This is a genomic window from Actinoplanes sp. NPDC026623 (genome assembly GCF_040638275.1).
Lineage (GTDB): Bacteria > Actinomycetota > Actinomycetes > Mycobacteriales > Micromonosporaceae > Actinoplanes.
Map to the genome: position 1 here is coordinate 19,592 of NZ_JBEZXZ010000018.1, position 23,469 is coordinate 43,060.

Annotated in this window: 27 protein-coding genes and 1 riboswitch; of the genes, 10 read left to right on the forward strand and 17 right to left on the reverse strand. The window is 72.5% G+C overall.

The window, feature by feature from the left end; all coding sequences use genetic code 11:
* Window positions 1–23: 23 nt before the first annotated feature.
* Both AB0F10_RS08245 and AB0F10_RS08250 read left to right on the forward strand, forming a co-directional pair.
* The gene (locus AB0F10_RS08245; protein WP_360621353.1) at window positions 24–452 is read left to right on the forward strand and encodes a Fur family transcriptional regulator; all 429 of its coding nucleotides are present in this window, start codon (window positions 24–26) and stop codon (window positions 450–452) included.
* Between the two features lie 30 nt (window positions 453–482).
* A complete protein-coding gene (locus AB0F10_RS08250) occupies window positions 483–1,088 on the forward strand; it encodes a hypothetical protein (RefSeq protein WP_360621465.1) in 606 nt (201 codons plus the stop codon).
* Here AB0F10_RS08250 and AB0F10_RS08255 read toward each other — a convergent pair.
* The gene (locus AB0F10_RS08255; RefSeq protein ID WP_360621355.1) at window positions 1,066–1,611 is read right to left on the reverse strand and encodes a DUF6328 family protein; all 546 of its coding nucleotides are present in this window, start codon (window positions 1,609–1,611) and stop codon (window positions 1,066–1,068) included. The genes AB0F10_RS08250 and AB0F10_RS08255 overlap by 23 nt on opposite strands.
* Before the next feature lie 45 nt (window positions 1,612–1,656).
* Window positions 1,657–2,472 (reverse strand): alpha/beta fold hydrolase, encoded by an 816-nt coding sequence (locus AB0F10_RS08260; RefSeq protein WP_360621357.1) that lies wholly within the window; start codon window positions 2,470–2,472, stop codon window positions 1,657–1,659.
* An 83-nt stretch (window positions 2,473–2,555) separates the two neighbouring features.
* Window positions 2,556–2,660: riboswitch (TPP riboswitch) on the forward strand.
* A gap of 67 nt (window positions 2,661–2,727) precedes the next feature.
* Here AB0F10_RS08260 and AB0F10_RS08265 point away from each other — a divergent pair.
* Genes AB0F10_RS08265 through AB0F10_RS08275 form a run of 3 tightly spaced genes read left to right on the forward strand, consistent with a single transcriptional unit; the run spans window position 2,728 to window position 5,501 of the window.
* A complete protein-coding gene (locus tag AB0F10_RS08265; RefSeq protein ID WP_360621359.1) occupies window positions 2,728–3,306 on the forward strand; it encodes an ECF transporter S component in 579 nt (192 codons plus the stop codon).
* A 3-nt stretch (window positions 3,307–3,309) separates the two neighbouring features.
* A complete protein-coding gene (locus AB0F10_RS08270; protein WP_360621361.1) occupies window positions 3,310–4,701 on the forward strand; it encodes an ATP-binding cassette domain-containing protein in 1,392 nt (463 codons plus the stop codon).
* The gene (locus AB0F10_RS08275) at window positions 4,698–5,501 is read left to right on the forward strand and encodes an energy-coupling factor transporter transmembrane component T (RefSeq protein WP_360621363.1); all 804 of its coding nucleotides are present in this window, start codon (window positions 4,698–4,700) and stop codon (window positions 5,499–5,501) included. The genes AB0F10_RS08270 and AB0F10_RS08275 overlap by 4 nt, the downstream gene beginning before the upstream one ends.
* Before the next feature lie 12 nt (window positions 5,502–5,513).
* Here AB0F10_RS08275 and AB0F10_RS08280 read toward each other — a convergent pair whose 3' ends face one another.
* Genes AB0F10_RS08280 through AB0F10_RS08295 form a run of 4 tightly spaced genes read right to left on the reverse strand, consistent with a single transcriptional unit; the run spans window position 5,514 to window position 8,698 of the window.
* A complete protein-coding gene (locus tag AB0F10_RS08280; protein ID WP_360621365.1) occupies window positions 5,514–5,813 on the reverse strand; it encodes a hypothetical protein in 300 nt (99 codons plus the stop codon).
* Window positions 5,810–6,451 (reverse strand): response regulator transcription factor, encoded by a 642-nt coding sequence (locus AB0F10_RS08285; protein WP_360621367.1) that lies wholly within the window; start codon window positions 6,449–6,451, stop codon window positions 5,810–5,812. Before AB0F10_RS08285 ends, AB0F10_RS08280 begins: the two co-directional genes overlap by 4 nt.
* A 17-nt stretch (window positions 6,452–6,468) precedes the next feature.
* The gene (locus AB0F10_RS08290) at window positions 6,469–7,560 is read right to left on the reverse strand and encodes a histidine kinase (RefSeq protein WP_360621369.1); all 1,092 of its coding nucleotides are present in this window, start codon (window positions 7,558–7,560) and stop codon (window positions 6,469–6,471) included.
* A 13-nt stretch (window positions 7,561–7,573) separates the two neighbouring features.
* A complete protein-coding gene (locus AB0F10_RS08295) occupies window positions 7,574–8,698 on the reverse strand; it encodes a hypothetical protein (RefSeq protein WP_360621371.1) in 1,125 nt (374 codons plus the stop codon).
* A 127-nt stretch (window positions 8,699–8,825) separates the two neighbouring features.
* On the opposite strand from AB0F10_RS08295, the gene AB0F10_RS08300 reads away from it, so the two are divergent.
* From AB0F10_RS08300 to AB0F10_RS08310, 3 genes are all read left to right on the forward strand, one after another.
* Complete coding sequence (locus tag AB0F10_RS08300) at window positions 8,826–9,863, forward strand: hypothetical protein (protein ID WP_360621373.1); 1,038 nt, start codon at window positions 8,826–8,828, stop codon at window positions 9,861–9,863.
* 155 nt (window positions 9,864–10,018) lie between these two features.
* The gene (locus tag AB0F10_RS08305; protein ID WP_360621375.1) at window positions 10,019–10,315 is read left to right on the forward strand and encodes an MTH1187 family thiamine-binding protein; all 297 of its coding nucleotides are present in this window, start codon (window positions 10,019–10,021) and stop codon (window positions 10,313–10,315) included.
* Entirely contained in the window at window positions 10,312–10,986 is a 675-nt protein-coding gene (locus tag AB0F10_RS08310; RefSeq protein ID WP_360621377.1) for an HAD family hydrolase, read from the forward strand. The genes AB0F10_RS08305 and AB0F10_RS08310 overlap by 4 nt, the downstream gene beginning before the upstream one ends.
* A gap of 15 nt (window positions 10,987–11,001) precedes the next feature.
* Here AB0F10_RS08310 and AB0F10_RS08315 read toward each other — a convergent pair whose 3' ends face one another.
* Both AB0F10_RS08315 and recO read right to left on the reverse strand, forming a co-directional pair.
* Window positions 11,002–11,781, reverse strand: a complete 780-nt coding sequence (locus AB0F10_RS08315; RefSeq protein WP_360621379.1) for an isoprenyl transferase — start codon at window positions 11,779–11,781, stop codon at window positions 11,002–11,004.
* Entirely contained in the window at window positions 11,778–12,563 is a 786-nt protein-coding gene (gene recO, locus AB0F10_RS08320) for a DNA repair protein RecO (RefSeq protein ID WP_360621381.1), read from the reverse strand. The genes AB0F10_RS08315 and recO overlap by 4 nt, the downstream gene beginning before the upstream one ends.
* A 111-nt stretch (window positions 12,564–12,674) precedes the next feature.
* Between recO and AB0F10_RS08325 the strand changes: the two genes are divergently transcribed.
* Window positions 12,675–13,478 carry a DUF4097 family beta strand repeat-containing protein gene (locus AB0F10_RS08325; RefSeq protein ID WP_360621383.1) on the forward strand — a complete coding sequence of 268 codons (804 nt, stop codon included), beginning with the start codon at window positions 12,675–12,677 and terminating at the stop codon, window positions 13,476–13,478.
* Here the strand turns inward: AB0F10_RS08325 and AB0F10_RS08330 are convergent.
* From AB0F10_RS08330 to AB0F10_RS08370, 9 genes are all read right to left on the reverse strand, one after another.
* Window positions 13,456–14,721: an MFS transporter gene (locus AB0F10_RS08330; protein ID WP_360621385.1), complete on the reverse strand. Its 1,266-nt coding sequence runs from the start codon at window positions 14,719–14,721 to the stop codon at window positions 13,456–13,458. The two genes, AB0F10_RS08325 and AB0F10_RS08330, sit on opposite strands and share 23 nt — an antisense overlap.
* Window positions 14,718–15,791 carry an acyltransferase gene (locus tag AB0F10_RS08335; protein ID WP_360621387.1) on the reverse strand — a complete coding sequence of 358 codons (1,074 nt, stop codon included), beginning with the start codon at window positions 15,789–15,791 and terminating at the stop codon, window positions 14,718–14,720. Before AB0F10_RS08335 ends, AB0F10_RS08330 begins: the two co-directional genes overlap by 4 nt.
* A gap of 77 nt (window positions 15,792–15,868) precedes the next feature.
* Window positions 15,869–16,846: a GTPase Era gene (gene era, locus AB0F10_RS08340; RefSeq protein WP_360621467.1), complete on the reverse strand. Its 978-nt coding sequence runs from the start codon at window positions 16,844–16,846 to the stop codon at window positions 15,869–15,871.
* Window positions 16,847–17,505: 659 nt separating this feature from the next.
* Window positions 17,506–17,889 (reverse strand): cytidine deaminase, encoded by a 384-nt coding sequence (locus AB0F10_RS08345; protein ID WP_360621389.1) that lies wholly within the window; start codon window positions 17,887–17,889, stop codon window positions 17,506–17,508.
* On the reverse strand, window positions 17,882–19,243 hold the full coding sequence (locus AB0F10_RS08350) for a hemolysin family protein (RefSeq protein WP_360621391.1): 1,362 nt from the start codon (window positions 19,241–19,243) through the stop codon (window positions 17,882–17,884). The genes AB0F10_RS08345 and AB0F10_RS08350 overlap by 8 nt, the downstream gene beginning before the upstream one ends.
* 5 nt (window positions 19,244–19,248) lie before the next feature.
* Window positions 19,249–19,719, reverse strand: a complete 471-nt coding sequence (gene ybeY, locus AB0F10_RS08355; protein WP_360621393.1) for an rRNA maturation RNase YbeY — start codon at window positions 19,717–19,719, stop codon at window positions 19,249–19,251.
* A gap of 18 nt (window positions 19,720–19,737) precedes the next feature.
* Entirely contained in the window at window positions 19,738–20,799 is a 1,062-nt protein-coding gene (locus AB0F10_RS08360) for a PhoH family protein (protein ID WP_360621395.1), read from the reverse strand.
* 148 nt (window positions 20,800–20,947) lie between these two features.
* On the reverse strand, window positions 20,948–22,321 hold the full coding sequence (locus AB0F10_RS08365) for a serine hydrolase domain-containing protein (RefSeq protein ID WP_360621397.1): 1,374 nt from the start codon (window positions 22,319–22,321) through the stop codon (window positions 20,948–20,950).
* On the reverse strand, window positions 22,318–22,668 hold the full coding sequence (locus tag AB0F10_RS08370) for an HIT domain-containing protein (RefSeq protein ID WP_360621399.1): 351 nt from the start codon (window positions 22,666–22,668) through the stop codon (window positions 22,318–22,320). Before AB0F10_RS08370 ends, AB0F10_RS08365 begins: the two co-directional genes overlap by 4 nt.
* Window positions 22,669–22,691: 23 nt before the next feature.
* On the opposite strand from AB0F10_RS08370, the gene AB0F10_RS08375 reads away from it, so the two are divergent.
* Window positions 22,692–23,453: an SDR family oxidoreductase gene (locus AB0F10_RS08375; RefSeq protein WP_360621401.1), complete on the forward strand. Its 762-nt coding sequence runs from the start codon at window positions 22,692–22,694 to the stop codon at window positions 23,451–23,453.
* Window positions 23,454–23,469: the final 16 nt, after the last annotated feature.

Below are 23,469 nucleotides of genomic sequence, written 5' to 3' on the forward strand. Positions count from 1 at the left end.
GGCATGACGAAGGAGGTGGAGTCATGATCGAACGGGGTGAGGGCGTCCTCGATGAGGGGACCGTCGTCCGGAACACCAAGCAGCGGACCGCGGTCAGCGCGGCCCTTGCCGAGGCCGAGGGGTTCAACAGCGCCCAGGATCTGCACGCGATGCTGCGCAGCCGGGGCGAGCGGGTCGGCCTGACCACCGTCTACCGCACGCTGCAGGGCCTCGCCGACGCCGGCGAGATCGACGTGATGCGCCCGCCCGGCGGCGAGCACCTCTACCGCCGGTGCAGCCAGGGCCACCACCACCATCTGGTCTGCCGGTCCTGCGGCCGGGCCGTCGAGGTGGAGGGGCCGGCCGTCGAGGCCTGGGCCGAGAAGGTCGCCGGCAAGCACGGCTTCGCCGACGTCTCGCACACGATGGAGATCTTCGGAACCTGCCCGGAGTGCGCGGGCAAGCGTTCCTAGCCTCGCCGTGGGACGCTGACCCGCGTGAAGATGTACGCCGACCGGCTGCCCACCGCCCTCCGTCAGCTCCTCACCGACCTGCTCGTCGTCTTCTGGATCTACGCCTGGATCCGGGCCGGGATCTGGATCAACGACCTGGTGGAGAAGCTCGGCGTGCCGGGCGCGAAGCTGCAGGAGGCCGGCACCGGCATCGCCGGCAACCTGGGCGACATCTCGGGCAAGGTCGGCCGGGTCCCGCTGGTCGGCGACCAGCTGACCGCGCCGTTCACCAAGGCCGCGAACGCCGCCAACGCGCTCGCCGAGGCCGGCCGCCAGCAGCAGGACATGGCGGACAACCTGGCGCTTGTCGTCTCCGTGGCGATCATCGCGGGGCCGCTGGCGCTGGTGCTCTTCATCTGGCTGCCGCTGCGGCTGCGCTGGATGCGCCGGGCCGGGGTGGCCTGCCGGGTCCGCGACGAGCCGGCCGGGCAGGACCTGCTGGCGCTGCGGGCGCTGGCCTCCCGGCCGCTGAACGAGCTGACGAAGCTGGGTCCGGACATCGCGCAGTCGTGGCGCAACGGCGACGCGGCGGCGGTGCAGGCGCTGGCGGCGCTCGAGCTCAAGGACATGGGGCTCAAGCCTGCGAAGGCTCGTTAGGCTCCGCCTTCTGCCCCCGGTAGGCCTCGTTGACCTCGTCGAACTCGTCGTCCATCCAGGTGCGCTTGGCGAACGGGATCGCCGCCCAGAACGTCAGGAAGTACGACGCGGTGATCGCCGCCAGCAGGCTCGCGGCCCAGATGTTCATCAGGTAGTCGGCGATCAGCAGGACGCTGCTGACCATCGAGACCAGCAGCAGGGCGAGGCCGCCGGTGGCCATCCGGTGCGCGTAGCGCACCAGTTCCGGCTTGCGGCCCCGGCGGAACAGCGCCCGGTGGAAGGCCACCGGCGAAATGATCATCGCGGCGGCGAACGCGGCCGCCATCAGCGCCACGATGTAGGTGTTCTTCTGGAACTCCGTTGTCGACGGGAAGCCGCTGCTGAACGGCAGGGTCAGCAGGAACGCGAAGAGGATCTGCACGCCCGTCTGAGTCACCCGCAGCTCCTGCAGCAGGTCCCCGAAGTTGCGGTTCCAGCGCTGCCGCTCGGACTCGTGACTGGTCGGTCGCTGATCCGCAGCCATCGAGCCTCCTTGAGATGACGCAGGAGACTCCCGGCCGGAGCGGCGTCAGACGCCGATGCGAGCCAGAGTCACGTCGGCCAGCGCCTGCGGCGCCTCCTCCGGCACCCAGTGGCCGATCCCCCGCAGGGTGACGAACCGGTAATCTGCCGCGACCCAGGTGGCGGTGGCCAGCGCCGCCGGCCTGCCGACGGCCGGGTCGCCGTCGCTCCAAACATACGTGGTCGGCACTGTGATCTTGCGAACCTTCGCCAGCTTACCCGGGGTGATCGCGCGGTACCAGTTCAAGGCGCCGGTCAGCCGGCCGGGGTCCTGCATCGCGGTCGCGTACTGGCCGGCGCGGGCGCCGATGGGTCGCATCATCCGGCGCAGCATGCTCGCGTTGCCGGCGAGCAGCAGCCGCTCGGCCATCCTGGACCGGAACACACCCATGTAGGCGAACCGCAGCTTCTGCGACGGCTGGTTGTGCAGGGCGATGCCGAGCCCGCGCGGGTGCGGCACCGAGACGGCCGTGAGCGTGCTGACCCGCTCGGGATGCAGGTCGGCCAGCAGCCAGCCGACCTGCGCACCCCAGTCGTGGCCGACGACGTGCGCCTTCTCGACGCCGAGCGCGTCGAGCACCGCGATCGCGTCGGCGGCCGGCTCGTCGAGGCGGTAGTCGGCGACCGCGGTCGGCCGGGCGCCGGGCGAATAGCCGCGCTGGTCCAGGGCGTACGTGCGTAACCCGGCGGCGTGCAGCCTCGGGAGGATAAGATCGAACTCGCGGTGATCCTGCGGGAAGCCGTGCAGCAGAAGGACCGGCGGGCCGTCGACCGGGCCACCCTCGTACACGTCGAAGGTGAGCCCCCTCGCCTTGATCTGCATGTGACGCCTCCTACGCTGTCCCGTACGGCCGTACGGTGTTAGCGTCATCGAAACACATGCAATGAGGTCTGTTCTCGAACGGGCCTCACCGACAGGGGAGCGCACAGCGCTGAGAGTGCGGGTGACACCGCAGACCCTAGAACCTGATCTGGGTAATGCCAGCGCAGGGAGCTCGGTCTTTCTCAAGCCGCGCCGTGCCCGGGAGCACCCGGGCGGGGTGTCGCGTCTCCTCCCGGTACGAGCTGGGAGGCACGAATGAATTACCGCTGGCGCACGGTCGACATCATCGTCGCATCGATCATCGCCGTCACCTTCGGCGTGATCTTCTGGGCCTGGAACCTGGTCTGGAGCGCCACCGCAGGCGCGTTCGCCTTCTTCCCGCCCGCGCAGGCGCTGCTCTACGGCGTCTGGCTGATGCCGGCGGTGCTGGCCGGGCTGATCATCCGCAAGCCGGGCGCCGCGCTCTACACCGAGACGGTCGCGGCCGTCATCTCCGCGCTGCTGGGTTCCTCCTGGGGCGTCATCATCATCCTGCAGGGCCTCGCGCAGGGAATCGGCGCGGAGCTGGCGTTCGGCATCCTGCTGTACCGCTCGTGGAAGCTTCCGGCGGCGCTGCTGGCCGGCCTGCTGACCGGGTTCAGCGCGGCGGTGTTCGACTTCTTCTACTGGAACGCGGCCGCCGACCTGTGGGACTACCGGATCCCGTACGCGGTGATCACGATGGTCAGCAGCACGATCATCGCGGGCGCCGGATCCTGGGCGCTGGCCCGGGCGCTGGCACCGACCGGCGTGCTCGACCGTTTCGCCGCGGGCCGCGACCGAGCCCTGGTCTAGCCCGTGCCCGAGGTCGTGCTGCGCGGTTTCGGCTGGCGCCACGCCGGGCGCCGGGCCTGGGCCGTGCGCGGCGTCGACCTGCGCATCTCGCACGGCGAGCGGGTGCTCCTGCTGGGACCCTCCGGGGCCGGCAAGAGCACCCTGCTCGCCGCGCTGGCCGGCCTGCTGCCCGAGGACTCCGGCGAGTCCGAGGGCACCGTCGAGATCGACGGGCTGGAGCCGGTCAAGGCCCGCGAACGGGTCGGCATCGTCTTCCAGGACCCGCAGACCCAGCTCGTGATGGCCCGCTGCGGCGACGACGTGGCGTTCGGGCTGGAGAACCGGGGCGTGCCCGCGGAGGAGATCTGGCCGCGGGTGTCCGAGGCGCTCGATCGCGTCGGATTCCCGTACCCGATCGGCAGGAGGACCGCCGCCCTGTCCGGCGGCGAGCAGCAGCGCCTGGCCCTCGCCGGGGTCCTCGCGCCGCGGCCGGGCCTGCTGCTGCTGGACGAGCCGACCGCGAACCTCGACCCCGCGGGCGGCGCGCTGATCCGCTCGGCGATCGCCCGGTCACACGACCCGGACACCACGCTGATCCTGGTCGAGCACCGGATCGCCGAGGCGCTCACCCTGGTCGACCGGGTGGTCGTCCTGGAGCCCGGCGGCGGCGTCCGCGCCGACGGCACGCCGACGGCGGTCTTCTCGCTCCTCGGTGATCAGCTCGCCGAGCAGGGCGTCTGGGTGCCGGGCCGGCCCCTGCCGACCCACCGGGCCGTCGCACCCCCGGCCGATCCCCTGGTACGCGCGGAGCACGTCACCGTCCGGCACCGGCTCCCGGCGACCACCATCTGCGCACGGGCCGGCGAGGCGCTCGCCGTGACCGGCCCGAACGGCGCCGGCAAGTCCACCCTGGCCCTGCTGCTCGGCGGGCTGCTCGCACCCACCTCGGGCTCGGTCGACGCGGCGCCGGGCGGCGCCCCGCACAAATGGCGGGCGGCGGCGCTCACCCAGCGCATCGGATCCGTCTTCCAGTCGCCGGAACACCAGTTCGTCACGTCCCGGGTCGCCGACGAGCTCGCCCTCGGCCCCCGGCAACTGGGCCGGACGGACGTCTCCGCCACAGTGGACGAACTGCTCGATCGGCTGCGGCTGACGAAGCTGGCCGGCGCGAATCCCTACACCCTCTCCGGCGGCGAGGCCCGGCGGCTCAGCGTCGCGACGGCCCTGGCCACCGCGCCCCGGCTGCTCGTACTCGACGAACCCACCTTCGGCCAGGACCGGCGCACCTGGATCGAGCTGGTCGAATTGCTGGCCCGGCTGCGCGACGACGGGTGCGGCATCGTCGCGGTCACCCACGACGAGGACTTCGTGACCGCCCTCGCCGACCGCACTGTCGTCCTGGGCCGGCCCGGATGACCCTCGTCCTGGAACCGGTCGCCGACGCCACCGCTCCCCTGGCCCGGCGCAACCCGGTCGCCAAGCTCGGCGCGGCGCTGCTGTTCTCGCTGCCGCTGGCGGCGACCCTCGACCCGCTGACCCCCGCCCTCGCGCTCGTCATCGAGCTGGCGCTGCTGCCGTTCTTCGGCGTCCGCTACCGGGTGCTGGCCCGGCGGTCCTGGCCGCTCACCCTGGCCGCCGCGGGCATCCTGGTGACGATGGTGCTGTTCGCGGCCGACCGCACCGGGGCGCCGCTGTTCTCGCTGGGGCCGTTCGACATCACCACCGGCGTGGTCGCGACCGCGCTGGGCCTGGTGCTGCGGCTCTTCGCGGTCGCGCTGCCGGGCATCATCGTCTTCGCCACCACCGACCCGACCGATCTCGCCGACGCCCTGGTGCAGAACGCGAAGGCACCCGCCCGCTTCGCGATCGGCGCGCTCGCGGCCTTCCGGATTGTCCCGCTGCTGGGCGAGGAGTGGCAGATGCTCGCCCTGGCCCGCCGGGCCCGCGGCATCGACGCCGGCCGCAACCCGCTCGCGCGGCTGCGGCTGTTCGGATCCACCGCCTTCGCCCTGCTGGTGGGCGCCCTGCGCCGCGGCGCCCGGCTGGCACTGGCGATGGACGCCCGCGGCTTCGACTCCGGCATCCCCCGCACCTGCGCCCGCCGCCAGGTCTTCGGCCGCGCGGACGCGGCGCTGATGATCGGCGCGGCCGCGCTCTCGGCGGCGATCCTGACGATCAGCATCCAGGCCGGCCTCTTCCGCCCGATCATCGGCTGAGACCCGCCCGGGCTACCGGCCGCGGATGGACCGCAGGAGGCTCTCGGGGAACAGCTCCTCGCGCTCCAGCGGATCGGCGCGATCCGCCCAGCGGCTCCAGACGGTTTCGCAGGTGCGGCACCAGAACGGCATCCTGCAGACCCGCTTCTGGTCCTCCTGGCGACGGCAGAGCAGAAAACCGAGCGACCTCAAGTCCCCATCGCAACCCGGGCACCTGTCGTCCTGCCACACCGAGTCCGCCATCCCGCCAGCATGGCCCGCCGGCGGCCATCCGTCCACGTGGCCTCCGCCGTCGTGCAGGCGGTAGTTCATCGGGTTACCAGGCCGGACTCCCAGGCCCAGGCAGCGATCCCGACGCGGTTGAGTCCGCCGAGCTTGGTGGACAGGTGGGTCACATGGGTCTTCACGGTGCCGGCCGAGATGAACAGTTCGGCGCCGATCTGTTCGTTGCTCAGCCCGCGGGCGAGCAGCCGGGCCACGTCCCGCTCGCGTTCGGTGAGTGGCGGTTCGGGACTTCGGGTGGCGCGGCCGGTGGTGAGCCCGGCCAGCAGCCGAACGGTGACCTCCGGGCTGATGAGGGTGGTGCCGGCCAGCGCGGCGCGGACGGCCTCGACGAGCAGCCCCGGGGCGGAGGCCTTGAGCAGGAAACCGCTGGCGCCGTCGCGCAGCGCGCGGGTGACGTACTCGTCGTCATGGAACGTGGTGACCACGACGACCTTCGTGGGCAGCGATGGTGTGGCGACGATGCGCCGGGTCAGTTCGAGGCCGTCGATGCCCGGCATGCGAATGTCGGCGAGCAGGATCGTCGGCCGCAGCCGCCGGACCAGCGCCCACGCGGAGTCGCCGTCGGCGGCCTCGCCGACCACGTGGTAGCCGCGCTGTGCGGCGAGGACCATCCGGAAGCCGTGGCGGATCATCTCGTGGTCGTCGGCGATCACCACGGTGGTCACGGCTTCGGCCTTCGGAGTCAGTCCAGGGGCAACGATGCGGCGACCCTCCATTGTGATCCGGCGGCTCCGGCGTTCAGTTCGCCGCCGAGCGATCGCACCCGCTCGTCCAGAGCGGCCAGCCCGGTCGCTGCGGCCGCGCCCCGGGCCGGCTTCGGGTGTGGCCGCAGCTCGTTGACGACCACGATGTGCAGCTGCCGTTCGTCCCGGCTGATGCGGACCTGGACCTCGGTGTCGTGCGGGGCGTGCCGTCCGGCGTTGGTCAGCGCCTCGGTGATCACGCGATGGGCGGTGTCCTGCACCACCGCGGGTATGTCGGCTTCATCGTCCGCGGCGGTCGTCAAGGTCACCGGCATGGGATTGTTCGCGGTGAGCTCCGGCACGTCCGCGAGCCGGTACCGCGGCCGGGCCGCGGCATCGATCCGGAGCAGAGCGATGCTCCGGTCCAGCCGCCGGAGGGCGCGCGCCGCGGCCTGTTCGATCTGCCCCAATGCCGGCCGCACGTCGGGCCCGGGTGCGAGCCGCATCGACTGTGCCATGACGGCGATGGCGGCGACGTCGTGTGCCACGTAGTCGTGCAGATCGGCGGCGAGCAGGTGGCGTTGCTCCGACCGCGCCCGGTGCACCGCCTCGGCCGCGGCCCGGGCACGGCCGTCGAGGTGGCGGCCGAGCAGGATCGCCGACCCGACCACGGAAGCGCCGAGGCCTGCGAGGAAGAGCTGCTGCGGTAGCGGGGAGCCGGGCAGGAGCCGCAGCGACACCGCGGCGCCCGGGACGAGGAGGAACAGCCCACTCAATCGTCCCGGGTACGCCGGCCGGCCGGCGAGCACCGCAAGCCCGGCGACCTCGATGGTGGTCCAGAACAGCACCCGGTCGCCGTCGGCCCGGACGTCGACGAAGCTGTAGCCGAACGTGCGCCAGGCCCAGACGCTCGCGGCGAGTGAGACCCCGGCCGCGACGATGCCCAGCGGCAACCGCCAGGTGATCAGCGACCGGGCCAGGGCGGCGGCGAGAACGACCGCGGTTGCCGAGAGGCGCAGCTGCACGGGCGTGCCGTACCAGGATGCCAGCACGCACACGACACCCACCGGAACCCAGATGAGCCGCCCCATGCCCGCCAGCATGTCACGGCGCCACCGGCTGGACGGTCACGCCGGGCTCCGGTAAGGACGGCACGGGTGGCACGTTACGGAGCCGAACGTCGAAGAAGGCGACGAGGTAGCGCCGGACCGTCCGATAGGCCAGCGGCTGCACTTCGCCGACATCCTGCCGGACCCGCGCCGCGGTCGCCGGATAACGCGCGGCCACCTGGGCGAGGATCACCCCGTCGTCGGTGAAGGCACGGGCCGTCGCGCCCGGCACGCTCACGGTCGCCCGCCGGGCCGGGCCGGAGTCCGGCTCGTCGCCGATCACCAGCGCCGGCGGATCCGCCGGGCCCGCTCTCGCGTACGGCGCCACCCCGATCGATGCCATCGCGGAGACGCCGGGAAGTGCGGCCAGCGCCGCGAGCGTCCCCCGGCTGGTGCCGGCCCAGCCGAAAAGACCGACGCGCCGGAGGTCCACGGTGGCACGCAACTCGGGGTCGAGCCGGTCGAGGCGACGCAGAACGGAACCGATGTCCGCAGCTCGTGCCGCGTCCGCGGCGGCGCGGTTCGGTGTCCGGGTGGCGCCGGACGGCCGGATCACCCTTCGGGTGGGAAACAGCTCCACGACGGGGGCGTCGTACGGGTGGTCGACGGTGACCACCGCATAGCCGTGGCTGGCCAGCTCCTCGGCGATGCCGCCGTACGCGGTCCGCATCACGCCGGGCGGCGCCGACCCGATCAGGACCGGGAACGAACCGGCCGCGGGTGGCGCCCATTCGTGGGCGTGGGTGCGAAACATCCAGTTGACGTCGTCGGGCCGCAATCCGAGCCGCCGCTCCTCGCCGGGTGCCCAGGCCAGGCTGCCCAGTTCGGTCATGTCCTGAGCGACCGCGTAGTACGCCAGCGGCGTCCGCCCCGCCGCGGCGGGATAGTGCACGTCGAGCATCACCGTCCGGTGCTCGTCCGGCCGCCACGGATCCGATCGGGCGGTGTCCGTCAGAAGCATCCGCCGGACCCCGACGTCGTACGGGCCGGTAGGTGCGGGCAGCACGGGGCTGAACGTCTGCCGGCGGCCGCCGGTCTCACCGAACCGCGGCAGCAGCAGCATCATGGCGCCGGCCAGGAGCAGCCCGGCGAGCGCCGAAACCAGGAGTCGTCTTCGCACCGGTTCATGCTGCGGGCCGCCACCGGCAACGCACATCTCCCGGGCGGGAGAGCACCGGCACGCCATCGCGGCGGAACTCCCCCGCCGGGGAGACGACCGGCGACCGAGGACATCGGACACTGCCGTCATGAGAGCATCACGAGCGGCCGGTGCCGTCTGGGGCTGGGCCGTCTTCCTCGCCGCGATGGGCGTCTACTGGACCCTCGGCGGTGCCGGCTATCCGTTCGGCCGCAACGATGTCGACGGACCCGCCTACACGTCGCTGTTCAGCGGCGTCGAGCGCGGCGTGGGCGGCCCCGCCATCGCCATCGCGGGTGTCGTGGCCGGGCTCATGGCCGTGCACCTGCAGAAGGCGCCTCGCGGACCACGGCATCGTGCCGTGGTGCTCGGTGCGGCCACCGTCCTGGCGCTCGGGCTGGTCGGCGTGGTGGCCGACGGCCGGATGATCCTGCTGCTGCCGCCGCTGGGTCTCTTCCCGATCGCCTGGCTCGCCGCGGACTGGCCCACCGTCTTCCAGGCCGGGCTGGTTGCCGGCGCCGCGACGCTCCTGCCGGCCTGCGTCGGCTACGCCCGCCGGACTCGCGACCCGGGCGGGCGGGCCCGCCGACACCCGGGACGCTGGATCCGGATCGGCACGGTGGCCACGTTCGTGGCGGCGGCCTGCCCCGTGCCGTACGCGATGATCCGGCTGGCCTGGTCGCGCGGCTGGAGCGTCGGCGCACCGGAGCCGTTCGTAGCCTCGCTGCTGCGCAACCAACCGGAGAATGCGCTCATCGAGCCCGTCCTGGCATCGTTCGCGCTCGGCGGTGCCACCCTCACCCTCGGCCTGCTGTGCCGGTGGGGCCGGATCTTTCCCCGCTGGATTCCGAGGCTGCGGGGCAGGGCCGTACCGCTGTGGTTTCCGCTCGGGCTTGGCGGGTCGGCCGCCATCGGCATCCTCGGCTTCGGTCGCGGCCTGCTGTTGACCCAGCTCGGATACCGGCCACCGGGGCAGCTCGACACGTTCCAGCTCTGGGGTCAGCCGATCCACGACCCCGCCTACTGGGGCGCCGGCGGCCTCGGCTGGATCTTCTTCCCGCTGTGGTCCATCAGTCTCGGTCTGGCCCTCACCGGCTACTACCTCCGCCGTCGGTCACCCGCGTTCCATGGAGCCGGGTTGTCCTAGTGGCTTCCGGCGCCCCTGCGCGGCACCGTCCGGAGCCGGCAAGGCCTCGGTGCCGGCCGGAAGGTGCAGGGACCCCAGCAGGTCGAGCGCGCCGGGAGGCGCAGCAGCGAGACAGCGAGACGTTCATCGGCCGGCCGCCCTGTCAGGATGGTGGCATGCTTGTTGCCTTCTCCATCACCCCGCTCGGCGCGGGTGAGTCCGTCGGTGACCTGGTGGCCGAGGCCGTCCGGGTCGTGCGGGCCTCCGGGTTGCCCAATCGCACCGACGCCATGTTCACCACCGTCGAGGGCGAGTGGGACGAGGTCATGGCCGTCGTCAAGCAGGCGGTCGACGCCGTGGCCGCCCACGCGCCACGGGTGAGCGTCTCGCTCAAGGCCGACATCCGGCCCGGCGTCACCGACGCGCTGCACGCCAAGGTCGAGCACGTCGAACGGCGGCTGGCGCAGCGGTGAGAAGCCTGATCATGTGGGACATCGACTACACCCTGCTGCGCGGCGGAGGGGTGGCCGCGCAGGCCTGGCGGGCCGCGTTCACGGAGGTCACCGGGGTCGCGTGGCGGGCGACGCCGAGCTTCGGCGGCCGGACCGACCTCGACATCTGCGCCGAGGTCTTCGCCACGCACGGCGTCACCGACTGCACGCCCGAGCGGTTCTTCGCCCGCTATGTCGAGCAGGTGCACGTCTCGCGGCATCTCTTCGCCGAGCAGGGCGCGCTGCTGCCGGGCGTGCGGGGCGTGCTCGACCAGCTGAGCGCGCGCGACGACGTGGTGCAGACGCTGGTCACCGGGAACGTGCCGCAGGTCGCCGCCGCCAAGGTCGCCGCGTTCGATCTCGGCGCGGCGTTCGATGCCGAGATCGGCGGTTACGGCACCGACGACAGCGTGCGCGCCGCGCTGGTGCGGCGGTGCCTGGAGCGGGCCGAGGCCAAGTACGGCGAGCGGTTCCGGGCCGTGGTGATCGGCGACACCGCCTACGACGTGAGGGCCGCGCTGGCCAACGACGCCTTCGCCGTGGGGGTGGCCACCGGGTCGGCCAGCATGGCCGAGCTGGTGCTGGCCGGCGCGCACGCCGTGCTGCCCGATCTCTCCGACGTGGACGCCGCGGTCGCGGTCATCACGGCCTGAGCCCGCGGCGGTCGCTCAGCTCGGTGCGACGGGGTTGGGTATCGCCCCGCCGAAGCGGCGGTCGCGCCGGGCGTAGAGCTCGCACGCATACCAGAGGTGGCGGCGGTCGAAGTCGGGCCACAGCGTGTCGAGGAAGACCAGCTCCGCGTAGGCCGACTGCCAGAGCAGGAAGTTGGAGGTGCGCTCCTCGCCGGAGGGGCGCAGGAACATGTCCACCTCGGGGATCTCCGGGTGGTACAGGTATTTCGCGATCGTCTTCTCGTTGATCTTGTCGGCCTTGAGCCGGCCCGCCACCACGTCGCGGGCGATCGCCGCCGCCGCGTCCGCGATCTCGGCCTGGCCGCCGTAGTTGACGCAGAACTGCAGGGTCAGCTTGGAGTTGCCCTTGGACATCTCCTCCGCCGTCTGCAGCTCGGAGATCACGCTTTTCCAGAGCCGGCCCGCGCGGCCCGACCACACCACCCGGACGCCCAGGTCGACCAGCTCGTCGCGGCGGCGGCGGATCACGTCGCGGTTGAAGCCCATCAGGAAGCGGACCTCCTCCGGGGAGCGCTTCCAGTTCTCCGTCGAGAACGCGTAGGCCGAGAGGTAGGGGATGCCGAGCTCGATGGCGCCCTCGACGGTGTCGAAGAGCGAATACTCCCCCTGCTCGTGACCCTTGGTGCGGGACAGCCCCCGGTCCTTGGCCCAGCGACCGTTGCCGTCCATCACCACCGCGACGTGCTTCGGAATCGCGGCCGCCGGCAGCGCCGGCGGGCGGGCTCCGGAGGGGTGCGGAGTGGGCGGACGTGTCACGAGGTGCTCTCCCGTCGATCGACAAGCGGCAGCGCGCGCAGGTTGCGCTCCATGTGCCACTGCAGGTGTGCTGCCACCAGGCCGCTGCACTCGCGGCGGACCGGTGGCTCGGTGGCGTCGGCGACCTGCCAGTCGCCGCTGGTCAGGGCTGCCATCAGGGCGATCGTCGCGGGCGCCGGGTGCGCCGCGCCGGGCGGGCGGCAGTCGGGGCAGACCGAGCCGCCCGCGGGCACCGAGAACGCGCCGTGCTGCCCGGGGGTGCCGCAGACCGCGCACTCGGCCAGCGCGGGCGCCCAGCCCGCGAAACTCATCCCGCGCAGCAGGTAGGCGTCCAGGACCAGGCTGCTGGCGTGCTCGGCCGCGGCGAGGGCCTTGAGCGCGCCGAGGGTGAGCTGGAACAGCCGCAGCGCCGGCTCCCGCTCGACCGGGGAGAGCCGCTCGGCGGTCTCCGCGATGGCGCTGGCCGCGGTGTAGCGCGGGTAGTCACCGAGGAACCTCTTGCCGAACAGCGTCACGGCCTCGACCTGGCTGACCGAGTAGAGGCTGCTGCCGACCCCCTCGGGCGAGCCGGCGAGCTGCAGGTCGATGTGGCCGAACGGCTCGAGCCGGGCGCCGAAGCGGGACGTAGTGCGCCGCACCCCGCGGGCCACCGCGCGCAGCCGACCGTGACGGCGGGTGAGAACGGTGATGATCCGGTCGCTTTCGCCCAGCTTCTGCACACGCAGGACCACCGCGTCGTCGCGGTAGAGCTGGCGGCGGTATCCGGCGGGCACGGACGCCATTCTGCCCCCTGGGTACGACAGACCCTGACCCGGATCTCAGGGTCTTCTCCGGGCTGCCTCAGTGGGAGGACCGATAGCGCCCGGACGGGGAGGCGCCCTAGCGTCACAGGCATGACCCCGACTCTCGCCCGGCGCGCCGGCGCCGTCACCCTGATCGCCGCGAGCGCGGCCGCCCTGGCCGGCTGCGGCGGCGGGATCGGCGCGCGGCTGACCTACGACGACACCGAGAAGGTGAAGGTCTCCGAGATCGTCCTGGACGGCGGCAGAGGAAACGTCACCGTGACGACCGCCGCGATCGCGGAGACCCGGATCAAGCGGGTCATCCGCACCGGCGGCGAGGACGACCCGCAGGACTCGTATCGGCTGGACGGGACGGTGCTGAGCATCGACACCCGCTGCGGGCACCAGTGCAACGTCTCCTACGAGATCCAGGCCCCCACCGGGGTGCGCGTGCACGGCAAGCTCGGCTCCGGCGACATCAGCCTGACCGAGGTCGGCTCCGCGGACGTCACGGTGGGCTCGGGCAACGTCGAGGTGGACCGGGCGAGCGGCGCGGTGTCGGTCAAGTCGGGCTCGGGCGACATCACCGTCAACGACCTGCACGGCGCGGTCACGCTGGTGGCCGGCTCCGGCAACCTCGAGGCGCGCGGGCTCACCGGCGGCGCGGCGGTCCGGGTGCAGGCCTCGTCCGGCGACGTCGACGTCGCGCTGGCCGAGGCCGGCCCGGTGACGGCGCGGACCGGCAGCGGAAACGTGGACCTGGCGGTGCCGGACGGCGCGTACCAGGTGAAGACGCACACCGGTTCGGGCGACGCCGAGCTGATCGGCGTGGCCAACGACCCGAGCGCGAAGAACCTGCTGGACGTGCAGACCGGCAGCGGCGACGTGACGATCACCTCCGTTCCGGTGGCATAGCCTCCTCGACCGAGCGAATGTCGGCCGGGTCCCGCTCACGCCGCGACAGCCAGACGAACGGCAGCGCGAGCGCGGACAGCCCGGCCGACAGCACGTACGAGAACGGGTAGCCCCAGATGTCGGCGGCGCGGCCCAGCAGGGGCTGGCTCACCACCCCGCCGGCGGAGGCCATCAGCGAGTCGAGGGACAGCACGGTCGCACGCTGCTGCGACGGGATCATGCCGTTCAGGTACGCCTGCCGCACGGGCTCCGCCGCCGCACCGAGCAGCCCCCAGAGCACGACCAGCACCAGCACCGCCCAGAAGTTCGGGATCAGCCCGATCAGCAGCACCACGACCACGCTCGGCCCGAGGGTGACGAGCAGCATCGAGGTACGCCGGATGAAGACCCGCCCCAGGTACGGCGTGACCAGCCCGCCGACGATCCGCGCCGCCGCCAGCAGCGCCGCCGCCAGCCCGGCGATCCCGTACGCGGTGCTGTCGCCCCACAACTCGAGCAGGTACGGCTGGAGCGCGTACGCGACGTAGATCGTGACGCCGCCGGTGAACGGCGCGGCGAGCATGAGCCAGCGCACCGGCCGGACCCGCAGCCCGAACCGCACCGAGTTCCCGGCGATCCGGCCGATCTCCGCGCGGAAGCCGGCGCCGCGTTCCGGGGTGAACCCGAGGTCGCGCATCAGGACCGCGGCCAGCACGAACATCACCACCAGCAGCCCGGTGCGCAGCAGGTAGGGCGCGCCGAGCCCCGCCACCTGCGCGAGGTAGCCGCCGCCGGCCGCGCCGACCAGCATCCCGACGCCGGTGAACACCTGGGCGCGGGCGAAGACCTCGTCGAGGGTGCCGGCGTACCCGGTGGCGCGCAGGGCGTCGACCAGCCAGGCGTCGGTCGCGCCGGAGAAGAACGTGAAGCCGAGGCCGATCAGGACGGACGCCGCCGCCCAGGCCCAGAACGGCCCGCCGGCCTGCCACAGCCAGACGTAGAGCACGGTGGTGACGGCGAGCGTGACCGTGCCGAGCAGGTAGGACGCCCGGCGCCCCCACCAGTCCGCGACGATCCCCGTCGGCACCTCGAACAGCACCATGCCGGCGGTGAAGAAGGCGTTCGCGGCGAACGCCTCGAAGTTGTTCAGCCCCGCGTCCAGCAGCAGGATCGTGTTGACGCCCCAGATGAGCGACGCGGCCAGGGTGTTGCCGAGGCTGAGTGCGTAGTACGTGCGCCGGACCAGAGCGGCGGTAAAGGTCATGTGGGAACGGTCTCACCCACCGGGGCGCCGTGGCTTGCCGCGACCGGGTGAATCGCCGGGGAGACCGGCGCCTCGGCGGGCCGGCGGGGTCGTCCGCCCGGCACCAGCATCAGTGGGCGCCCGGCGGCGAAGTCCTCGACCCAGCCGAAGAGCAGCACGGCCAGGCTGACCAGGGCGACGATCACCACGAACCGCCAGCCGATGCCGGCCGCGCCGCGTACCGGAAGGCCGTGCGCCTCCCCGATCTTGGTGACGGCCACGATGATCGGCACGTGCCACAGGTAGATCGTCAGCGCCCGGGCGTTGAGGATCGTGACCAGCCGCCGGGGGCGGGCCGCGGTCGTGAGCGGCGCGAAGCCGAGCGAGATCAGCACGAACGCGGCGGACCACAGCGCGTTGCCGAGGGGCACGTCGTTGATGTCGTAGCCGCGCGGTCCGGGATGGGTGGCGATCCAGGCCCCGCCGAGCGCCGCCAGCCCCGCCGCGATCGCGACCAGGCGCCGCCGCGGCAGGCGGCGCAGCATCCCGTCGTGGTGCGCGAAGCCGAGCAGCCACGCGCCGCCGTAGAGGGCCATGTCGCGCACGATCGGGTGCGGCGTCAGCCCACCGAACGTGATGACGGCGAGCGCGACGTAGGGCAACGAGACGGACAGCTTCGGGAAGCGGCGGAAGACCGGCAGGGCGAGCGGCGACAGCAGCACGAACCAGAGGAAGTCACGCAGGTACCAGGTGGCGTTCAGCGTCATCGCGCCCCAGCCGTTCGCGGGCGGGTCCTGGATCGGGAAGGCCCAGTAGAGGATCTTCCAGTCCCAGGCCAGCCCGGTGAGCAGCATCGCGGGCACGGCGATCGCCGAAACGGCCCACAGCGAGGGCAGCAGGCGACGCAGGCGACGCTCGACGGCGAGCGGCCCGCTGCGGTCGATCGAGGCCGCCATCAGGGAGCCGGCCAGGGCGAACATCACCATCATCGCGGGGAAGGCGATGGTGAGCGCCATCCAGCCGGTGGAGTGGTAGACGACCACCCGGACGACGGCGATCGCACGCAGCAGGTCCAGATACCGATTCCGCATGGTCTAAAGGGCTATCGAAATAGCCCTCGACAAAGCAAACCAAACGGTCAGAGCGTGAGAAGACCCACAATAGGGTCCTAAAATCCCAACTTGCGCAGCTGCTTGGGATCCCGCTGCCATTCCTTGGCGATCCGGACGTGCAGATCCAGATAGATCTTGCGGCCGAGCAGCTTTTCGATCTCGGCCCGCGCCCGGATGCCAACGTCCTTGAGCCGGGCGCCCTTGGTGCCGATCACGATCGCCTTCTGGCTGTCCCGCTCCACGAAGAGGTTGGCGTAGATCGTGGTGGTCTTGCCCTCGACCAGCATCTCCTCCACCAGGACGGCGATCGAGTGCGGCAACTCCTCGCGGACGCCCTCGAGCGCGGCCTCGCGGATCAGCTCGCCGATGAGCACCTGCTCGGGCTCCTCGGTGAGCACGTCGTCCGGGTAGAGCGGCGGCGACTCGGGCAGGCGCTTGACGATCACGTCGACGAGCGTCTCGACCTGATGGCCGGAGACGGCGCTGACCGGCACGATGTCGGCGAAGTCGTAGAGCTTGCTGACGTCGAGCAGCCGCTTGGTCAGCGTCGCCGGATCGACCAGGTCCACCTTGGTGACGACGGCGATGACGGTGGCCTTGAGCTCGGCGATCTCGGCCGAGATGAACCGGTCCCCGGCGCCGACCGGCTCGTCCGCGGGGAAGCAGATCCCGATGACGTCGACCTCGCTCCAGGTCTCGCGGACCAGGTCGTTGAGGCGCTCGCCGAGCAGGGTCTTCGGCCGGTGCAGGCCGGGGGTGTCGACGAGGACGAGCTGGGCGTGCTCCTGGTGCAGGATGCCGCGGATGATGTGGCGGGTGGTCTGCGGCTTGTTGGACGTAATGGCGATCTTCTGGCCGATGATCGCATTCGTCAGGGTGGATTTGCCGGCGTTGGGCCGACCGACAAAACAAGCAAATCCGGCACGGTAGGTGGTGTCGACGGCCGCGGCCCGGCTCGCGGCCTTGTGCCGGTGCTTCTTTCTTTCCGTACGGGCGCCCTCCGCACCGCCGGAAGTCCGTGGTCCCTGGCTCAGGTCCGGCCGGGACGCACCGCCGCCGCGAACGGTCTCGTCCCCCGGGGCCGTCGCAGCCGCCGGGCGCGGCTTGGCCGCCGCGGCGCGGGCCGGTGCCGCGCGCTTCGCGCCCGGGGTGGTGCCGCGACCGGCGCCACCCGGCGCCGCGTCGGCCTGCTCGCGGCGAGCGGCGCGACGCTCCTGGCGCCGCTGCTCGTTGCGCTCACCGGCCGTGAGCCGCCGGTCGGAACCGGCCGCCTCGGCGGGACCGCCGGCCGGCCGGGCCTCACCGGTGCGCCCGGCGTCCTGGCCACGCGCGCCGCGGACCGGCCGGGCCTCACCGTCGTTACCGACCCGGGTGGGCCGGGCCTCCCGGCCCCGCCCGGTGGCCTGACCACGCGCGCCGCGAACGGGCCGGGCCTCACCGTCGTTACCGACCCTGCTCGGTCGAGCATCCCGGCCCCGGCCCGCCAACTGGCTGCGCCCGGTGCGAACCGGCAGCGCCTCGCCGTCGTTACCGACCCGGGCCGGCCGGGCATCCCCGCCGCGTCCCGCCGGCTGGCCACGCCCGGCGCGAACCGGCCGGGCCTCACCGTCGTTACCGACCCGGGCCGGCCGGGCATCGCCGCCACGCCCCGCGGCCTGACCGCGCCCGGCCCTGCCCTCGCGCTTCTCCGGCGTCATGCCGTCACCGTGCCCAGCAGGGCGCCGGTCGGGGCCGCCACGTGAATCGGGGCATCCGCCGCCAGATCCCGGACCGCCGCCTGCCCGGCCTCGTCCAGCGTCGACGCCTCGGTCACCACCGCGGCCGCCTCGAGCTTCGTCGCGCCCGCTGCCACCGCCGAGGCCACCGCGAGCTGCAGGGCCGTGATCGACAGGCTGGGCAGGGCCACGCTCGCCGCCGCGTAGGTGCGGCCGTCCTGATCGCGTACCGAGGCTCCCTCGGCCGCGCCCACCCGGGCGCGGGCGCCGCGGGCCAGGGTGACCAGTTTCGTGTCCTCGGCGCTGAGCTCGCCCTCGGCTGGGTTGACGGCGGATCCGGCGGGGATGTTCTGGTCAGGCATCGGCGTGCTGTCTTTCCTCGTTCTCGGGGGCGTTCGCTTCTTCGTCACTGGGATCCGACCCGACCCGGCGCACCAGCACCGAATCGATCCGGTTGCGGCGGCCGATCGTGCCCTCCGCGATCAGGTGCAGGCCGCACACGTCGACCGACGCGCCCGGGATCGGCACCCGGCCGAGCGTCTGCGCGAGCAGGCCGCCGACCGTCTCGACCTCGTCGGCGGGCAGTTCCACGCCGAAGATGTCGCCGAGGTCCTCGATCGGCAGCCGCGCGGTCACCCGCACCGCACCGTCCTCGAGGTGGTCGATGGGCGGATGCTCGACGTCGTATTCGTCGGTGATCTCGCCGACGATCTCCTCGAGGATGTCCTCGATGGTGACCAGGCCGGCCGTGCCACCGTACTCGTCGACCACGATGACCAGGTGGGTGCGGGCCGCCTGCATCTCCGACAGCAGGTCGTCGACCGGCTTGGACTCCGGCACGAAGGTGGCGGGGCGCATCAGCTCGGACACCGGCATGGACGCCGCCGCCGGCTCGCCGCTCTGGGTGCTGCGCACGACGTCCTTGAGGTAGAGCACGCCCAGCACGTCGTCCACGCTCTCGCCGATCACCGGGATGCGGGAGAAGCCGGAACGCAGGAACAGGAAGAGCGCCTGCTGCTGCGTCTTGGGCGCCTCTATCCACACCATCTCGGTGCGCGGCACCATCACCTCACGGGCGATGGTGTCGCCGAGCGCGAAGACCGAATGGATCATCTCGCGCTCGCCGTGCTCCACCACGCCACGCTGCTCCGCCAGATCCACAAGCTCACGCAGCTCAACCTGACTGCCGAACGGCCCGTCGGGGAAGCCCTTGCCGGGCGTGACCGCGTTACCGATCAGGATCAGCAGCGACGCCAGCGGGTTCAGCGCGCGGCCCAGCCAGCGCACCAGCGGGGCGGTGGCCCGGCCGACCGCGTACGCGTGCTGGCGCCCGACCGTGCGCGGCGCGACACCGACCACGACGAAGCTGACCAGCGTCATCGCGCCGGCCGTGACCAGGGCGGACCGCCAGCCGACGCCCCAGCTGTCCACCGCGACGAGCGCGACGAGCGTGGTCGCGGTCAGCTCGCAGAGCAGCCGGAGCAGCAGCAGCAGGTTGAGGTGGCGCACCACGTCGCCGGCCACCGCGGCCAGGGCGGCGGCGCCACGCTGGCCGTCCCGCTCCATCTCCGCGGCGCGCGCTGGTGAGACGGTCGCCAGCGCGGCGTCGGTCATCGACGCCAGGCCGGCGAGGAAGACCAGGACCACCGCATAGATGATCAGTTGCAGGTCAGGCAGGCCGTTGGATTGGCCCGCCGCGAGTAACGACGGCTCCACGGGGATCAGCCGGCCCGCCGTCCGGAGCGCCAGCTCTGCAGCAGCCGGGCCTGCAGCGCGAACATCTCGCGCTCCTCCTCGGGCTCGGCGTGGTCGTAGCCGAGCAGATGCAGCACACCGTGCACGGTGAGCAGGTGCAGCTCGTCCGCTGGGGTGTGCTCGGCGGCGACGGCCTGCTTCGCCGCGACCTCGGGCGCCAGCACGATGTCGCCGAGCAGCGCCGGCTCGCCGGTGCCGGACTCGCCGGGGCCGTGGTCGACGCTGCCCTCGTCCATGGGGAACGCGAGCACGTCGGTGGGGCCGTCGCTGCCCATCCACCGCAGGTTGAGCTCGGCCATGTAGTCGATGTCGACAAGCAGGATGGAAAGCTCGGCGAGGGGGTTGACCCCCATCTCCTCGAGCGCGTGCCGGGCCACCGCCAGGATCGCGTCGGTGTCGACGTCGACTCCCGACTCGTTGGCGATCTCGATGGACATGTAGTGCTTAACCCCTTATCAGCGCCGGCGATTAGGGCGACCGCCGCTGGCGGCGCGCCCCTGCACGGCATGGACGGACTGCGTGGCCTGCTGTTCCTGGTCGGCGTCGAAGCGGGCGTAGGCATCGACGATCTCGGCGACCAGCCGGTGCCGGACGACGTCGGAGCTGGACAGCTCCGCGAAGTGCACGTCGTCGACGTCCCGCAGGATCTCCCGGACGACCCGGAGCCCGCTGCTCGTGCCCCCGGGCAGGTCGACCTGGGTGACGTCGCCGGTCACCACGATCTTCGCACCGAAGCCCAGCCGGGTCAGGAACATCTTCATCTGCTCGGGTGTCGTGTTCTGCGCCTCGTCGAGGATGATGAACGCGTCGTTAAGAGTTCTTCCGCGCATGTATGCCAGCGGGGCCACCTCGATCGTGCCCGCCTGCATCAGCCGCGGGATCGACTCGGGGTCGAGCATGTCGTGCAGGGCGTCGTAGAGCGGCCGCAGGTAAGGGTCGATCTTCTCGTTGAGCGTGCCGGGCAGGAAGCCGAGCCGCTCGCCGGCCTCGACGGCCGGGCGGGTGAGGATGATCCGGCTGACCTGCTTGGCCGTCAGCGCCTGCACGGCCTTGGCCATCGCCAGGTAGGTCTTGCCCGTGCCGGCGGGGCCGATGCCGAACACGATCGTGTTCTCGTCGATGGCGTCGACGTAGCGCTTCTGCCCCAGCGTCTTGGGGCGGATGGTCTTGCCGCGCCGGGAGAGGATGTTGAGGGTGAGCACCTCGGCGGGACGCTCGGCGGTGTTCTGCTCGAGCATCGCGACGGTGCGGCGGACGGCGTCGACGCTCAGCGTCTCGCCCTTCTCGGTCAGCTCGATCAGCTCCGAGAAGAGGCGTTCGGCGGTAGCGTTGTCGGCGGGTGCGCCGGTGATGGTGATCTCGTTGCCGCGGACGTGCACGTCGCTGGTGAGGATGCGCTCGATCAGCCGCAGGATCTCGTCCTTGGCGCCAAGCAGATTCACCATGATCTTCGGGTCGGAGACCGAGATCCTGGTCTGCACCCGAGCGGCGGCGTTGCTGGAGTCGGTGCCAGTCATAGAGCGGCCGTGAGGCCTACGCCACCTGCTCTCTTTCTCGTCCCCGCCGATGCTCGGCGGCCCGCGTTTGGATCGTGCCATCGTATCCGGTCGGCGGCCCGGCCGCCGAGGCCATTATCGGCGGTTCCGCCGCCGCCGGGCGTCCGGGTCAGCCGGTGGAGACCGGCACGCCGTCGAACGTCTCCTGAACCCGGGTGAACCGGTAGGTGGCCCAGTGCATCCGTACCACCGTGCCGCCGGCGTCCCGGGTCAGCCGCAGCAGCTCGCCGGCCTCGCGCCCGGAGACCGTGCGGAGCAGGTCCGGCTGGTCGGGCAGGGGCCGGAAGATCGACGGCGGCCGGTCGGCGGGTGCGTCGACGGCACGGGATTGGAGGGCGCCGTCGTGCCAGCTGAAGACGTGCGCGAAGCCCTCGCCCCACCACGGCCCGAGCACCGACCGGTACGCCTCCGGCGCGGCCGGGCCCGGCGCCCAGGCCCGGATCTCGGCGGGGTCGGTCTCGACCGCGAGCCCGAGCAGCTCGTGCACCAGCTCGTTGATCTCGGTGGCGGTGCCGGAGGAGGCGAGCACCGCCGCGCCCAGCGCCGCCGGGGTGCCCTCGCCGCCGCGGCGGCCGTAGACGCCGGCCAGGAAGCCGGGCATGGCGCCGTCGTGGCCGATGTGCATCACCCGCTTGCCCTGCGGCACGAGGATCAGCCCGAGGCCGAAGCCGGCGGACCAGAGCGTCTCGTCGGTGGTGGTCTGCGGCCAGTACATCTCGGCGACGGTGTCCGCCGCGAGCACCAGGGCGCCCGGGTCGACCGTCGCGGGGCTGGTCAGGAACGCGGCCCAGCGGGCCATGTCGGCGGCGGTGCTCCAGAGCTGCGCGGCGGGCCCGGCGCCGCCGAGGTCCAGCTGCGGCTCGGGCCGGGCCGCGTCCGAGTAGGGGTCGACCAGGTAGCCGACGACGGCGTCCGCGGTCGGCTCGACCGTGGTGGCGTGCAGGCCGAGGGGTTCGAGGATCCGCTCGCGCAGCACGCCGGCCCAGGTGCCGCCGCGCAGCTTGGCCACCAGCTGCCCGAGCACCGCCAGGGCGAGGTTGGAGTAGTGGTAGCGGCGGTTGTTGGGCAGCACCCGTTCGGCCGCCGCGAGGTCGGCGAGCAGGCCCGCGTCGTCCGGCGCGACCAGCAGGTCCCACACGTCGCCGTGCGGCTCGCGCTGCAGGCCGGCCGTGTGCGACAGCAGCCGGCGGATGGTCGCGGTGCCGTGCGCGGGCACGTCCAGGTGCGCGGAGATCGGGTCGTCGAGGTCGAGCAGGCCGTCGTCGCGGGCCTGCATGACCAGTACGGCGGTGAACGTCTTGGTGACCGAGCCGATCCGGAACCGGCTGTCCGCGTCCAGCGGGTGGCCGGCGTTGCCCGAGTCGCCCACGGTGCAGGTCCAGAGGCTGCGGTCGGAGCGGTGCAGCGCGACGGAGAGGGCCGGGACCCGGGCGTCGGCCTGCACCCGGCGCACCGCGCGTTCGAGCCGCTGCTGGGTCGTCACCGGGACACCATCGGGCCGAGCGGCCGGCCGCCGAGCACGTGGGCGTGCACGTGGAAGACCTCCTGGCCGCCGTGGGCGCCGCTGTTGAAGATCAGCCGGTAGCCGTCGGCGAGCAGCCCCTCGGCCTCGGCGACCGCGGCGGCCGCGGCCAGCAGGTCGGCGGTGGCCGCCGGATCCGCGTTCGCGATCGCGGCGACGTCCGGGTGGTGCTCCTTGGGAATCACCAGGACGTGCACCGGCGCCTTCGGGTCGATGTCGCGGAAGGCGAGCGTGGTGTCGGTCTCGTGCACGACGGTCGCGGGGATTTCCCCGGCGACGATGCGGCAGAACAGGCAGTCGTTGTCCACGCCGAAGATCCTAGAGTGAGCTTATGACAGGACGGGCGATCCTCGTGACCGGTTCCTCCCGTGGCATCGGGCGGGCGATCGCCGCCCGTTTCGCCGCGGACGGCGACCGCGTAGCGATCCACCACCGCGACTCGGCAGAGCTCGCGCAGCAACTGGCCGCGGAGTTGCCGGGCTCGGGCCACGTCGTGGTCCGCGGCGACCTGGCGGATCCCGCGGCGGTGCGCGCCCTGGTCGACGACGCGGCCGCGCGGCTCGGCGGGCTGGACGTGCTGGTGAACAACGCGGGCGTGTTCGGCCCGGTGAACCGGCCGCACCCGGTCTTCGGTGCCGGCTACGACCGATGGCAGGCGACCTGGCGACACACCTTCGACGTCAACCTGTTCGGTGCGGCGAACGCGGCGTGGGCGGCGGCGCAGCACATGCGCGACCGCGGCGGCCGGATCGTCAACGTGTCGTCGCGGGGCGCGTTCCGGGGCGAGCCGGAGCAGCCCGCGTACGGCGCCAGCAAGGCGGCGCTGAACGCGATGGCGCAGTCGCTGGCGGTGGCGCTGGCCCCGTACGGGATCGGGGTGGCCTGCGTGGCGCCCGGATTCGTCGAGACGGACATGACGAACGAGCACCTCAAGTCCGAGCGGGGCGAGGCGATCCGGGCGCAGAGCCCGTTCGGCCGGGTGGCCCGGCCGGAGGAGATCGCGAGCGCGGTGCACTGGCTGGCGTCGGCCGAGGCGGAGTGGGCGTCGGGGACGATCATCGACCTGAACGGCGCCTCGTATCTGCGCACGTAAGATCCACCGGAGCCGA

What these genes read in the sequence shown, in the direction of transcription:
- AB0F10_RS08245 (WP_360621353.1), top strand. Translation starts at nt 24, where the DNA reads ATGATCGAACGGGGTGAGGGCGTCCTCGATGAGGGGACCGTCGTCCGG.
- AB0F10_RS08250 (WP_360621465.1), top strand. Translation starts at nt 483, where the DNA reads ATGTACGCCGACCGGCTGCCCACCGCCCTCCGTCAGCTCCTCACCGAC.
- AB0F10_RS08255 (WP_360621355.1), bottom strand. Translation starts at nt 1,611, where the DNA reads ATGGCTGCGGATCAGCGACCGACCAGTCACGAGTCCGAGCGGCAGCGC.
- AB0F10_RS08260 (WP_360621357.1), bottom strand. Translation starts at nt 2,472, where the DNA reads ATGCAGATCAAGGCGAGGGGGCTCACCTTCGACGTGTACGAGGGTGGC.
- AB0F10_RS08265 (WP_360621359.1), top strand. Translation starts at nt 2,728, where the DNA reads ATGAATTACCGCTGGCGCACGGTCGACATCATCGTCGCATCGATCATC.
- AB0F10_RS08275 (WP_360621363.1), top strand. Translation starts at nt 4,698, where the DNA reads ATGACCCTCGTCCTGGAACCGGTCGCCGACGCCACCGCTCCCCTGGCC.
- AB0F10_RS08280 (WP_360621365.1), bottom strand. Translation starts at nt 5,813, where the DNA reads ATGAACTACCGCCTGCACGACGGCGGAGGCCACGTGGACGGATGGCCG.
- AB0F10_RS08290 (WP_360621369.1), bottom strand. Translation starts at nt 7,560, where the DNA reads ATGGGGCGGCTCATCTGGGTTCCGGTGGGTGTCGTGTGCGTGCTGGCA.
- AB0F10_RS08300 (WP_360621373.1), top strand. Translation starts at nt 8,826, where the DNA reads ATGAGAGCATCACGAGCGGCCGGTGCCGTCTGGGGCTGGGCCGTCTTC.
- AB0F10_RS08305 (WP_360621375.1), top strand. Translation starts at nt 10,019, where the DNA reads ATGCTTGTTGCCTTCTCCATCACCCCGCTCGGCGCGGGTGAGTCCGTC.
- recO (WP_360621381.1), bottom strand. Translation starts at nt 12,563, where the DNA reads ATGGCGTCCGTGCCCGCCGGATACCGCCGCCAGCTCTACCGCGACGAC.
- AB0F10_RS08325 (WP_360621383.1), top strand. Translation starts at nt 12,675, where the DNA reads ATGACCCCGACTCTCGCCCGGCGCGCCGGCGCCGTCACCCTGATCGCC.
- AB0F10_RS08330 (WP_360621385.1), bottom strand. Translation starts at nt 14,721, where the DNA reads ATGACCTTTACCGCCGCTCTGGTCCGGCGCACGTACTACGCACTCAGC.
- AB0F10_RS08335 (WP_360621387.1), bottom strand. Translation starts at nt 15,791, where the DNA reads ATGCGGAATCGGTATCTGGACCTGCTGCGTGCGATCGCCGTCGTCCGG.
- AB0F10_RS08345 (WP_360621389.1), bottom strand. Translation starts at nt 17,889, where the DNA reads ATGCCTGACCAGAACATCCCCGCCGGATCCGCCGTCAACCCAGCCGAG.
- ybeY (WP_360621393.1), bottom strand. Translation starts at nt 19,719, where the DNA reads ATGTCCATCGAGATCGCCAACGAGTCGGGAGTCGACGTCGACACCGAC.
- AB0F10_RS08360 (WP_360621395.1), bottom strand. Translation starts at nt 20,799, where the DNA reads ATGACTGGCACCGACTCCAGCAACGCCGCCGCTCGGGTGCAGACCAGG.
- AB0F10_RS08375 (WP_360621401.1), top strand. Translation starts at nt 22,692, where the DNA reads ATGACAGGACGGGCGATCCTCGTGACCGGTTCCTCCCGTGGCATCGGG.